General features: G+C 42.6%; 11 protein-coding genes and 1 pseudogene. All 12 read left to right on the forward strand.

Features of this window, described 5'->3' with window-relative positions:
- A pseudogene (locus F957_RS14920) lies at positions 1-811 on the forward strand (DNA polymerase III subunit gamma/tau); the annotation flags it as partial.
- A gap of 109 nt (positions 812-920) precedes the next feature.
- On the forward strand, positions 921-1559 hold the full coding sequence (locus F957_RS14915) for a vWA domain-containing protein (protein ID WP_016540376.1): 639 nt from the start codon (positions 921-923) through the stop codon (positions 1557-1559).
- Positions 1560-1593: 34 nt separating this feature from the next.
- Complete coding sequence (locus tag F957_RS14910; RefSeq protein ID WP_016540375.1) at positions 1594-2235, forward strand: TerD family protein; 642 nt, start codon at positions 1594-1596, stop codon at positions 2233-2235.
- 37 nt (positions 2236-2272) lie between these two features.
- Positions 2273-2908 carry a vWA domain-containing protein gene (locus F957_RS14905; RefSeq protein ID WP_004807629.1) on the forward strand — a complete coding sequence of 212 codons (636 nt, stop codon included), beginning with the start codon at positions 2273-2275 and terminating at the stop codon, positions 2906-2908.
- Positions 2909-2938: 30 nt separating this feature from the next.
- A complete protein-coding gene (locus tag F957_RS14900) occupies positions 2939-3997 on the forward strand; it encodes a TerY-C metal binding domain-containing protein (RefSeq protein WP_016540374.1) in 1059 nt (352 codons plus the stop codon).
- 21 nt (positions 3998-4018) lie between these two features.
- A complete protein-coding gene (locus F957_RS14895) occupies positions 4019-5827 on the forward strand; it encodes a PP2C family serine/threonine-protein phosphatase (protein WP_016540373.1) in 1809 nt (602 codons plus the stop codon).
- The gene (locus tag F957_RS14890; RefSeq protein WP_016540372.1) at positions 5820-7349 is read left to right on the forward strand and encodes a helix-hairpin-helix domain-containing protein; all 1530 of its coding nucleotides are present in this window, start codon (positions 5820-5822) and stop codon (positions 7347-7349) included. The genes F957_RS14895 and F957_RS14890 overlap by 8 nt, the downstream gene beginning before the upstream one ends.
- Positions 7346-8401 carry an ATP-grasp domain-containing protein gene (locus F957_RS14885; RefSeq protein ID WP_016540371.1) on the forward strand — a complete coding sequence of 352 codons (1056 nt, stop codon included), beginning with the start codon at positions 7346-7348 and terminating at the stop codon, positions 8399-8401. Before F957_RS14890 ends, F957_RS14885 begins: the two co-directional genes overlap by 4 nt.
- Positions 8402-8443: 42 nt before the next feature.
- Positions 8444-9583, forward strand: coding sequence for a phosphoribosyltransferase domain-containing protein (locus F957_RS14880; protein WP_016540370.1), 1140 nt, complete (start codon positions 8444-8446; stop codon positions 9581-9583).
- Positions 9576-10397 (forward strand): HAD family hydrolase, encoded by an 822-nt coding sequence (locus F957_RS14875; protein ID WP_016660222.1) that lies wholly within the window; start codon positions 9576-9578, stop codon positions 10395-10397. Before F957_RS14880 ends, F957_RS14875 begins: the two co-directional genes overlap by 8 nt.
- Positions 10381-11532, forward strand: coding sequence for a cysteine protease StiP (stiP, locus tag F957_RS14870; RefSeq protein WP_016540368.1), 1152 nt, complete (start codon positions 10381-10383; stop codon positions 11530-11532). The genes F957_RS14875 and stiP overlap by 17 nt, the downstream gene beginning before the upstream one ends.
- 4 nt (positions 11533-11536) lie before the next feature.
- The gene (locus F957_RS14865; RefSeq protein ID WP_016540367.1) at positions 11537-12418 is read left to right on the forward strand and encodes an HpcH/HpaI aldolase/citrate lyase family protein; all 882 of its coding nucleotides are present in this window, start codon (positions 11537-11539) and stop codon (positions 12416-12418) included.
- Positions 12419-12427: the final 9 nt, after the last annotated feature.

Below are 12427 nucleotides of genomic sequence, written 5' to 3' on the forward strand. Positions count from 1 at the left end.
TGAACCTGAACCTGAACCTGAACCTGAACCTGAACCTGAACCTGAACCTGAACCTGAACCTGAACCTGAACCTGAACCTGAACCTGAACCTGAACAGCACAATCAAGAACCTCATCTCATGGTGTTTGATGCCGAGGAAGGTCAGTTAATTGGATTGGATCTATCAGTGCAACAACACACGATTCAGTCGAATATCGTTGCGGCGGATGATGTGCTGGTTTTTCCTGTCGAGCAAAGTCCTCAAGTACCGCTGCAGCAAGTGAAAGTTGAGCAAGTACTTGATCTCGTATCGGAGTCAGTAGCTGAAGTGGTTGTTTCGGAACCGAATGTTGTCGCAGACAAGCCAGTTGCACCCGTAATAAAACAGCAAGATCATGGACAAACTGATCTGATGCCTCAAGATATTTTAAAACTGCGTGAGCAGGTTTTAGAAGGCGAGTGGAATTTAGAGAAATGGGAATATTGGTTTAGAACCAGTCAACTTTCACCTGCGGTTCAAGAGTTAGCCCAACATGGTGTGATGCAAGGACAGATCAATGGCACTTCTGTTTTTCAGATTCCTCAAGAATATGAAGGCATGTTGTCGCAATTGCAGCATGGTTTGGAGGATGCTTTAAAGGCGCAATGGCCACAAACCCTGTTTAGTGTGCAATATGCTGCAGTGGATTCCAATACGCCTTTAATGATGCAGAATGAGCGTAAAGAGAGAGCATTTAACCGTGCGGTTGAGTTATTGCACCAAGAGCCAACAATTAAGAGTCTAGTAGATACCTTTGATGCCGAATTGGTTAATATTAAGCTCAATCCTTAGCTGAAATAGACAGAAGAGTATTTATTTTTTACTTTGTAATGATTTAGATAAGCTAAAAGTGTAATCTATGCTTAAAATTTAAATCATAACGAAATAAGGGTAAAAAATAATGCGTCGTTTACCAGTTTATTTATTACTTGATACCTCAGGCTCTATGCACGGTGAACCTATAGAAGCTGTAAAAAATGGGGTACAAATTTTACTTTCGACTTTGCGTCAAGATCCATATGCGCTGGAAACGGCTTATTTATCTTTAATTAGTTTTGATAGCCAAGCCAAACAGTTAGTCCCATTAACTGAATTGGCTGTTTTCCAAGCGCCAGATTTGCAGGTCACAGGCACCACTGCCTTGGGCGATGCTTTAGCGCTGTTAGCCGATAAAATTGAACAGGAAGTGGCAAAAACCACTGCAGAGGTCAAAGGTGACTGGAAACCTTTGATTTTCATTATGACAGATGGTGTGCCAACAGATGATTGGCGTAAAGGGTTGCAACGTTTACAACAAGTCAAAACAGGCGTGATCGTGGCTTGTGCAGCAGGACATGGAGCCGATACTTCAATTTTAAAACAAATCACAGAAGTTGTGGTTGAATTGGCAACGGCAGATTCAAATACGATTAAAGCATTCTTTAAATGGGTTTCTGCCAGTATTTCAACAGGCAGTCAGAAAGTGGATGCAGGACAAAAAGAAGTTACGGGGTTGGGCGATTTGCCACCACCGCCACCTGAAGTCAACATCGTACTATAAAAGTAAAACAAAGTTTAAATAAGAGGGTAAAACCATGGCTGTGAGTTTAAATAAAGGTCAAGGAATTAGTTTAAGTAAAACTGAAAATAATTTGTCTCAAGTAACGATTGGTTTAGGTTGGGATATTCAGGAACAGAAAAAAGGCTTTCTTGGTGGATTATTTGGTGGTAATGGCGCTGAATATGATTTGGATGTGATTGCCTTCCTTGTAGGGAGCAATGGCAAGGTCAATAATCTGGGGCGAGATGCGCAAGGAAATGTCACCTTAGAAAATAGTGACGTTATCTTTTTCAATAATCAAAAACATTCTTCTGGACATATTTGGTTAACTGGTGATAACCGTACAGGTGCGGGAGATGGCGATGATGAACAAATTATCGTGAAGCTCAATGACCTTGGTCAACAATATCAAAAAGTCGTTTTTGTGGTGCAAATCTATAAAGCTGCTGAGAATAAACAACATTTTGGGCAAGTCAAAAATGCATTTATTCGTGCAGTGGATACTACAGGCAAGGAAATGGTCCGTTTCGATTTGTCAGGTACTGGGCAATATGATCAGCAGCGCTCACTACTGTTTGCTGAACTTGTTCGTGAATCGGCAGGATGGAAATTTAATGCAGTCGGACAGGCATCCCAATCTGATTCATTTGTGGAATGGTTAAAACAATACGCTTAAAAAATTGATTTTCGGCTAAAGAAAGGTTTAGAACAACATGCGCCGTTTACCCGTTTATATTTTATTAGATACCTCTGGATCAATGCGAGGTGAGCCAATTCATTCGGTGAACGTCGGCTTGCAGTCCATGTTGAGTGCATTGCGCCAAGACCCTTATGCATTGGAGAGCGTGCATTTAAGTATTATTACCTTTGATTTGGAGGCGAAGGTTTATTTGCCTTTAACGCCTTTAGATCAAGTACAGCTTGCAGATATCGATGTGCCGAGTGCAGGTGCAACATTTATGGGCGCTGCACTTGAGTTGCTGGCAGAGCAAGTGAGTCAGCAATTACAAAAAAGTACCGATGAGGTCAAAGGAGACTGGCGTCCACTGTTATTTGTGATGACTGATGGCTCGCCTTCAGATGTCTACGCCTATCAGCAAGCAATTCCAGTCATACAACAGTTAAATTTTGCCAGTATCGTTGCTTGTGCCGCTGGACCGAAGGCCAAACAGGAACATCTCCTGCAACTTACTGATAAAGTAGTGGTATTGGATACCATGGATGCGGCTTCTTTTGCAGGATTCTTTAAGTGGGTGTCTGCCAGTGTCGTCGTTGGAAGCAGTAGTGCCGGGATTTCTGGTTCTGTTTCATTGCCACCACCGCCGCCTGAAGTACAGTTGGTGTTGTAAATAAAAAAATACATTAAGGATAATCAGAAGATGCGCCGTTTACCTGTTTTTTTCGTATTGGATTGTTCTGAGTCGATGGCAGGGCAAAATATTCAGCAGATGCAACAAGGCATCCAGTTGATTATGCAACAATTACGTCAAGATCCATATGCCTTGGAAACCGTGTATGTTTCTGTTATAGCATTTGCAGGGATTGTTCGAACCTTAGTTCCTTTGGTTGAGGTGTATGCCTATTATCCTGCGAAATTACCTTTAGGTGGTGGGACACATTTAGGTAAGGCCTTAGAACATTTGATGAATGAATTTGATCGTCATTTGATTAAAACAACGGAAGACACCAAAGGGGATTGGAAGCCAATCGTATATTTGTTTACGGATGGTCGTCCAACGGATGAATGTAAAGATGCGATTTACCGATGGCAAAAGAAATATGCACGACGTTGTACGCTGATTGCCTTGGGAATGGGTAAAAACGTTGATTATGCAACGCTCAAGCAATTAACAGAACACTGTATTGCTTTTGATGAGTTGAATGAGCAAGACTTTAAAAAGTTTTTCCAATGGATTAGTGCTTCTGTGGTTGCACAAAGTAAAAGTATTGGGGATGGGCAGCAGCAAAATCATTTACCACCAATTGATGAGCGCTATATGCGTCTGGTCAAGGATTTGCCAGCCAAGAAAACCTTGGTGGATGAAAACTGTGTCACTTTTGTGGGGCGCTGTGGCAAATTGAATCGACCCTATTTAATGAAATTTGAACGTGAAATTCAGTATCAAGCGCCTCAAGATTTAAATATCAACCTGAATTTATATCATTTTCAATTGACTGAATGCTGCAAAATTGATGAGGACTATTTCACTTGGTCTGATCAAACCCAGCATCAGCAGCAGGTCAATACCACGTTGTTACAAGGCACCCCAGAATGTCCACATTGTTTGGCTGAAACGGCTTTTGCGATGTGTGGTTGCGGCCAATTGATGTGTTATGACGGTTTTAGCGAGGACGTGACTTGCCCATGGTGCCGTCGCCAAGTCAGTTTTGGTTATGGTGGAATGGACGGCTTCGATGTGCAACGAGGACGTGGTTAAAAGTTGGATTGAGGAAAAGCCATGTCGCAAACATTGACTCATGAAGTTCAGACTGTTTTTTTGAGTACATTGAAACAGCTGTTACAAGATCAAACTCAACCGAACCAATTTGTGGTGGATGATGAGTCCTTTAATCAATTGTTGAAAAATAAAAAAATTTATAATGCCTATCATGATTTGGCTGAACAGATATATGCGCTGATGGGTTTTCAATTAGAGCAGTCACCAGCCTTCCAGCATTCTTCATTACAGCGCATTCTGGAGCAGGGTCGCTTACCGATTTATGCTTCTATCAGCGCTGGGCTTGATCGTACTGAACCAAATCAACAGCAATTCGATCATACGCAAATGATGTTGAATCCAATCAATGAGGGTGATGCATTGGAGTCAATTGATCAGCTTGATTTTTTAGATGAACTTTATTTGTCTGCACCTATTGATGCAGAAACTGAGCCTTCTTTGATCAATGATTGTTTCGTTGCTAAGCCATGCTCTACAACGCCGTTGCTACTTAGTACAACTGCAAATATCGACTCCAGTAATACAGACCACAAGCAGAATAATCCCTCAGGAAAACAAAATCATGAGGTGAAAATGGTGAAAAAAATGCCTCATTTTCAGATCCCCAATGCGCGTGTTGGGCAAGACTATCAAGCACGTATTCAAATGCAATATCCGGTCAAAGAGGATGTGCTGATTTGTTCTGAATCGATCAAAATTCCAGAAGACTTAGGTATTGTATTTGATGATGAAGCCCAACAGTTACAGGGCATACCGTTGCAAGCAGGCGAGTTTAAACTGGTATTTCAGTATAAAAACAGTGAAGCCGCACAAGCATGGTCTTCGGGTGAAGTGACCTTTATTATTACTGCTGATCCACGTAGTTTGTGGCAAGTTAATGAACCTGATATCAATGCGCCTTATCAGAAAGCACATAGTGACCATCAACTGATTCAGACTGAGTATTTTAACCTCATGGCCTGTAGCCAGCGTGGACGCTCCCATGAACATGCGGGGACTTTCCGTGACGATGACTTTCTGATTGCTCGTGTTGCTGAGACCGATTGGTCGCTATTAATTGTTGCAGACGGCGCTGGCAGTGCCAGTTACTCTCGACAAGGTTCTTTGCTTGCGGTGCAAAGTGCAGCAAAAACGCTGACGGATTACCTCGAACAGCATCATCCGCATCTAGACCTGTTATTGCAGCAATGGCAAGTTGGCAGTGACGATGAAATGACCAAGTCGGTTGCACAGCAAATCTATAAAGATTTTCACGATACCTTCTATAAAACAGCACAAGTGGCGATTGAGGCTATTGAGCAGGAAGCCGAGTTAAAGCAAGTTGCAGCCAAGGCGTATGCCACGACTTTATTGGTGGCTGTGGTTAAACAATGCGAGCAAAAAACCTTTATTAGCACCTTCTGGATGGGTGATGGCGCGATTGCTGTATATGCCAAAGATAAAGTGCGTTTAATGGGTAAACCAGATGGTGGAGAGTTTGCTGGGCAAACCCGTTTCTTAGATCGTAGTTTTGCACAACAGTTTGGTAGTCGCGTCAATATTGGCTATTACGATGATTGTGAAGCTGTGATTCTAATGACAGATGGTATTTCCGATCCGCGTTTTGAAACGGATGCTGGACTTGCAAACCACGAAAAATGGCAGGCATTCTGGCAAGAAATTGAACCTCAGTTACAGCAACCACACCCAGATCAAGCTTTATTGGAATGGTCAAAGTTCTTTAGTGCAGGACATCATGATGATCGTACTTTGGCGATTTTATGGAATAAGCCTGTGATTGCGGATGTGGAGGGTCTTGCCCATGACTAAGATTATCCAGTGTCAAACTTTAGATGGTCGGCCAGTCGCATTTGTTGATGAAGTCATTGGCTCAGGAGCAATGAAAGATGTCTATTTTTCGCCTGATAAATCTTATGTAGTGTGTTTTTTTAGCAAAGAAAAAAACCATTTTTATCAGTCGCATGCTGAGCTGGAAAGACAGAAGGACCGCTTAAAGGAAATTGTTGGCAATAAATGGCAAGGTATTTTCAACAGTGCAGGTGGGGATTATTGGAAAAATGTCTTTTGCTGGCCCGATGGTTTGGTGGAGTATAATGGTTTATTGGGCATTACCGCCCCGACGTACCAAAAACAGTTTTTCTTTGAGTATGGTTCTAAAAATAATGATTTTTTAGGCATTAAAGGTAAGGAAAAAGAAGGGAAATGGTTTGCCAGTGCCAATAATCAAAATCGGTTTTTAGATGAAAAAGAAAAAGGCAATTGGTCGAATTATCTGCGAATTTGTATTCTGATTGCCCGAGCTGTGCGCCGTATGCATGCGGCAGGTTTGGCGCATTCAGATTTATCCTATAAGAATATTTTAATTGATCCTGTAACTGGCCGTGCCTGTGTGATTGATGTTGATGGCTTGGTTGTACCTGGTAAATACCCACCTGATGTCGTGGGGACGCCTGACTTCATTGCGCCAGAAGTGGTGAAAACCAATCACTTTAAAAAGGATGATCCGCTACGTAGTCTCCCAAATATCATGACTGATCGCCATGCCTTGGCCGTATTGATCTATATGTATTTGCTGTATCGGCACCCGTTGCGTGGTGGTAAAGTCCATGATGTGAATGATCCGCAGCGCGATGAAAATCTGGCAATGGGTGAAAATGCCTTATTTATTGAGCATCCAACTGATCCAAGCAACCGGGTGAAAGTTAGTCAGGTGCGTCCAAGCGCTTTACCATGGGCTGATCCAGAAAAAATTCCATTCACCGTGACAGGTCCTTATTTAAAAGAACTGTTTTTACAAAGCTTTGTGACGGGTTTACATCAACCGCAGCAGCGACCATCTGCTAATGATTGGGAAACTGCTTTGGTTAAAACGGTGGATTTGATTCAGCCTTGTTTAAATAGCAATTGCAGTCAAAAATGGTATGTATTTGATAATACAACAAAACCAGTATGTCCATTTTGTGGCACAGCCTTTAAAGGCAAGTTACCTGTATTGAATCTCTATTCGGCACGCCGAGAAGGCAGTTTTAGACCTGATAATCACCGTTTAATGGTCTGGACAGGGCAGTCGCTTTACCCGTGGCATGCCAATAATCTGATTGCGCCGAATGAGCGTTTAACAGCAGAACAAACCAAACGTGTTGGCTACTTTGTTTTTCACCAAAATCAGTGGTGGCTAGTGAATGAAAATCTGCCCGATCTCATGGATGTGGCAACTAAAACAACCATTCCAATTGGCGAAAAAATCGAATTGCTGGATGGAAAACAAATTTTACTTTCACGTCAGGATGGAGGTCGCTTAGTGGTGGTGCAAATGGTGGAATGTATATGACGCAAATAATAGTGAATGAGCTTGCTCAGATTGGCATCGCAGAAAACTCGATCGGGATTTGGTTTACCCAAGCGCATTCTTGTCAACGTGATTTAATTTTGGCAGCAAAAACTGCGCCTTTTAATCTCCCAATTCATGTGGTGGCATCACATGCAGACGATCGTCCTGAAATTACTTCTGTTGCCGATATTGCTTTACAAGAACCGTCTTTGTCAGAGCGAGTCGAGTGGGTGTTACAACAGGCGCAGCGCTTAAACGTCAAGTTGATCATTGCTGGGCATCATGCTGCAATTTATCTGGCTCAAAAGCATCGCTTCGAGCAATTGGGTATCCGTCTGATGGCGGGCTGTGATACGGTGGAGCAGGTCGAGCAACTGAATGACAAATCACTGTTCACTCAAATTTGTGTGACTCACGGTTTGGCGGTTGCACCAGCAACCATTGTTGAAAATGCTGAGCAATTACAAGATGCATATCATGACTGGCTGCAAAAAGGCGATGTGTGCGTCAAGCCTGCCAAAGGGGTTTTTGCTTCAGGGTTTTGGCATTTAGATCCTAAAGCGGATGCTTTTGATGTCTTTGCCAATAGCATGAGATTTAAAGCACATCCTGAAAGTTTTATCGAGAGTTATCGGCAGTTAGAACAACCCCCTGTGTATTTAGTTATGCCATTTCTATCTGGGCTTGAGTGTTCAGTCGATATGTTGTGCATACATGGTGAGGTGCATGGTGCGATTGCACGTTATAAACAGAACAATGGTTGCCAAAACTTAACTTTTGAAGATCCAGCGATTGAGTTGGCGCATCAGGTGGCTGCACTATTTGGTTGTGATGGACTCGTCAATATGCAGGCTCGATATAATGATCAACAGCAGTTATATATCTTGGAGGTGAACTCTCGACCTTCAGGTGGCATAGCACATACCTTTATGAGTGGCGTGAATTTGGTTCATTTAGGGATTGCGCAAGCACTACAGCTCAATTATCAACCTGAAAAGATGGAAAGTTCAGTCACTGTACGCAGCATAAGTCAGAGTATTTGTGTAATATAAAGACCATTATGTATATTATTTTAACTTAGATTTAAGAATTATATGATCGAGATTGAATTACAACGTGGCAAACTGGATTTACAGCCGGATGACAATAGCCATTGGAAATGGCAGGATTTACTCGGTTTTGCTGAACGAATAAATCCGAAAAGAGCATTTTTATTTGTTTCAAAAGTCTTGGGAAGACATATTCCGGTGAGTCCTCAAGTCATGCGTCATGCGTTTACTGATTTAGCTCAACTGATTCCGAGTGATTTACCTGAACCAATTTTGGTGATTGGGATGGCAGAAACTGCGGTAGGTCTTGGTGCAGGTGTACATCAAGTTTTACAAGCACGTTATCCCGATGCACTGTATGTCACGACTACTCGTCATCCCGTTGATGGTGCACCATTATTGGCTCGCTTTTTAGAAGAACACAGCCATGCGCAAGATCAGTTGCTGTATGGTTCTCCTGATGCGGATATCCAAAAGAAAATTTTAGCCAGCAAAAGTATTGTATTGGTCGATGATGAAGCTTCTACAGGAAAAACCTTTATCAATTTAGTGTCGGCACTACAGGCGGCTGGTTTTGATCAAATTTCCCATATTGTGACGGCCACTTTAGCAGATTGGTCATCAGGTATTCATATTGCTGGATTACATTGTCAGTCCGTGGCATTGATGACAGGTAAGTGGCAGTGGCAGGATGCCGAAAATCCACCACAGATCAATATGCCCAAAGTCGATACCGTGGCATTTGGTGAGTATGCAACCTTGTCTGAACCGACTTGGGGGCGGTTACCGACTCAAGATACTTCTGCCTATATTCGTTTGAAGGTCGAACCTCAACAACGGATTTTAGTGTTAGGAAGTGGTGAATATGTCTGGTCTTCATTCTTATTGGCCGAAGATTTGCAGCGACAGGGTGCGGAGGTGAAATTTAGTGCGATCACGCGCTCACCAATCGCAGTAGGACATGCAATTCAATCTGCTTTGGCTTTTTCAGATAACTATGGTTTGGGTATTCAGAACTTTGTTTACAATATCAACCCATTAGAGTATGACCGAATCTTCATTACAGTGGAAACCTGTGCTGAGTCAGTCGCCAATAGCCTATTAGACGCGATTCCAAATGCTGAAGTCATCAGCGCAGTAGAATTTCCACATCAAACTTTTAATCTGTGTAGTGCAAATGACTAATTTCTTATTTGACGCGCAAAATATTGCAACGCCGCTTATGTTGGTTGATCTGGATGATACTTTATTCCAGACCCATCGCCGTATTGTTCCCCAAGCTGACTTTAAAATGGTCACCACGGACAAACAGGGGCAAGCATTGGCGTATATGAATCCGATTCAGCAGCACTTTGTGCAGTGGTTGTTGCATAGTACACATTTGATTCCTGTTACGGCACGAAGTGCAGAAGCATTGTCTCGGGTCCATTTACCTTTCCAATACGGGGCCGTCTGCTCCCATGGCGGTACGGTACTGAATGCCGATTTCAGTGTAAATCTGGATTGGCATGCGCAGATGCAAGATGCATTGGCTCCTTATCAAGCGCGACAACAGGCTTTGATTGAGGTGGTACAACAACAGGCAACCCATTTTGGTTCTATCCGTACTTGGGTGGTCGAAGAGCAAGGTTTGGGCCTATACGTAGTTGCCAAGCAAAATACCGAAAATGATAATCCCTATGCACCGAATTTCTTACCAGAATTATTAAATAGCTTAAGCCCAGCAGTTTTGGATGGGCTCTATTTTCATTTAAATGGCAATAATTTGGCTTTGATTCCAGAACCTGTCAGTAAAGCCAATGCTGCACGTTTTTTATTGCAACAGTTTGCGTCTCAACAACGCCCGATTCTCGGTTTTGGCGATAGTTTATCCGATGTAGAGTTTTTGAATCTCTGCCATTGGTGGGGCATGCCAAACCACAGTCAATTGAATCGTTGGGTAAAACATAATTTGACGCAGCAATATAAACAAGAAGGATATTATGGCGATTATCAATAAAGATAAAGCAAGTGAATTAATTTTAAAACAAGGGTTTAGTGGTAGTTACCAATCGGAACAAGTGACTTTTTTACTTAAACGGACGCATATTGAACCAACCGATACCATCGAAAAAGAACGCCTGATTCAATCGGGAGAAAAACATTATTCGCAAATGATCAGTTTGGAGAGTGCACCGACTGAACGTCATTTACAGTTGTTTGAACAGGCTATGCAGCAAGGGCAACAACGTTTGGCTCGAGAAGTTCAACAGTTGGCACAAAGCTTGATTGCACAATTCAAGGAACCAATTGTATTGGTGAGTTTTGTACGTGCGGGCGTACCCTTAGGCGTACTGCTTTATCATGCGATACATGACTTAGGCTGTGACTGTGTACATTATGGCATCAGTATTATTCGAGACCGTGGTATCGATTTTGCTGCCTTGGAAACCATTATTGCTAAACATGGACACGAATCGATTGTATTTGTGGATGGTTGGACGGGGAAAGGTGCGATTCGCCAAGAATTACAACGTAGTTTAGGTGGAGATGCTCGTTTTGCAGGGCGACCTTTACCGTTGGTGGTTTTGTCTGATATTGCCGGTTGTGCATGGTTGGCGGCCAGTGGCGATGACTGGCTGATTCCATCTGGTATTTTGGGTTCGACCATTTCAGGTCTTATTTCACGTAGCATTTGTGAAGGTGAAGCCTTAAGTGCCGAGGAAATCAATGCGGATAACATTGATCAATGGCATCGATGTATTGAATATAGTCATTTAAAAGAATTTGATATTTCGCAGCAGTTTATTCAGCGCATCAACCAGATTCGCACACAGCTTAATCCTCAACCGAATGCTGTTTGGGGGCAAACACAGCAACTGACACAACAAGATCAAAGCCAGCAGGTGGTACAGAAACTGGCCCAAGAATACGACATTCAAAATATTAATCGGATAAAACCGAGTATCGCAGAAGCAACCCGAGCAATTTTAAGACGAGTACCTGATCTGGTTTTACTTCGCGATGCTGATGATGCCGATACCCGTTTATTACGTTATTTAACGCAAGTCACAGAGACACCTGTACAAGTGGTTGGTGATCAAATTGCGCCGTATAGAGCGATTACATTGATTCAAAAATTGGGGAAAGGATAATTTTATGTTATCTGCATTATCTTTAGGGGCAACATTATATATGCCTGCCACGCGTCCAGACTTATGGGCTGTGGTCAAGGGTGAAAAATATCCAGAGTTGCGCTCATTGGTGATCTGTCTGGAAGATGCCATCACTGAACAGGAAATTGAGTTTGCCAAACAAAATCTCAAACAGTTGTTGCAGCAAATTCAGCAACAACAACGCCTAGAACAACATCCAAAAGTTTTTATTCGCCCTCGTCATATTGCAATGGCCGCTGAGTTAGCAGAATGGCAAGAAATCACGGCTTTAGATGGCATGGTGTTGCCGAAATTTGGTTTAGCCAGTTTTAAGCAATGGCTTGAAGTTCTTCCACCAGAACTTTATTACATGCCTACGCTTGAAACAGCGGACAGTTTTGATATGGGGCAAATGAAAGAGCTGAGACAAGCTTTGCCAGAATTTCATAAAGTATTGGTACTTCGGGTCGGGGGCAATGACTTACTGAATTGCTTGGCTTTACGTCGGCCGAGTGATATGACTTTATACCAAACGCCTATCGGCACACTCATTGCAAATCTAGCAGGTCAGTTTTTGCCTTATGGTTTTGCACTGAGCGCACCTGTCTGTGAGCATTTTAGTCAGGTGAAATTGTTGCAAGATGAATTATATCTGGATTTACAGCACGGCTTATCTGGTAAAACCGTGATTCATCCTGCACAGATCTCGATTGTGCATCAGGCTTATCAGGTTAATGAAATCGAGTTAAAACAAGCGCAGGGTATTTTGTTGGATGGCAGCAAGGCTGTATTTGCCTGTCATGGCAGTATGCTTGAACCTGCAACACATCGTCGTTGGGCGGAACGAATTTTAGAGCGAGCAAAAGTGTTTGGGCTAAAAGTATAAAAAACAGAA

Source organism: Acinetobacter gyllenbergii CIP 110306 = MTCC 11365, assembly GCF_000413855.1.
GTDB lineage: Bacteria > Pseudomonadota > Gammaproteobacteria > Pseudomonadales > Moraxellaceae > Acinetobacter > Acinetobacter gyllenbergii.

Excerpts from the sequence above, each read along its gene's own strand:
- F957_RS14915 (WP_016540376.1), top strand. The coding sequence starts at position 921 with ATGCGTCGTTTACCAGTTTATTTATTACTTGATACCTCAGGCTCTATG.
- F957_RS14910 (WP_016540375.1), top strand. The coding sequence starts at position 1,594 with ATGGCTGTGAGTTTAAATAAAGGTCAAGGAATTAGTTTAAGTAAAACT.
- F957_RS14905 (WP_004807629.1), top strand. The coding sequence starts at position 2,273 with ATGCGCCGTTTACCCGTTTATATTTTATTAGATACCTCTGGATCAATG.
- F957_RS14900 (WP_016540374.1), top strand. The coding sequence starts at position 2,939 with ATGCGCCGTTTACCTGTTTTTTTCGTATTGGATTGTTCTGAGTCGATG.
- F957_RS14895 (WP_016540373.1), top strand. The coding sequence starts at position 4,019 with ATGTCGCAAACATTGACTCATGAAGTTCAGACTGTTTTTTTGAGTACA.
- F957_RS14890 (WP_016540372.1), top strand. The coding sequence starts at position 5,820 with ATGACTAAGATTATCCAGTGTCAAACTTTAGATGGTCGGCCAGTCGCA.
- F957_RS14885 (WP_016540371.1), top strand. The coding sequence starts at position 7,346 with ATGACGCAAATAATAGTGAATGAGCTTGCTCAGATTGGCATCGCAGAA.
- F957_RS14880 (WP_016540370.1), top strand. The coding sequence starts at position 8,444 with ATGATCGAGATTGAATTACAACGTGGCAAACTGGATTTACAGCCGGAT.
- F957_RS14875 (WP_016660222.1), top strand. The coding sequence starts at position 9,576 with ATGACTAATTTCTTATTTGACGCGCAAAATATTGCAACGCCGCTTATG.
- stiP (WP_016540368.1), top strand. The coding sequence starts at position 10,381 with ATGGCGATTATCAATAAAGATAAAGCAAGTGAATTAATTTTAAAACAA.
- F957_RS14865 (WP_016540367.1), top strand. The coding sequence starts at position 11,537 with ATGTTATCTGCATTATCTTTAGGGGCAACATTATATATGCCTGCCACG.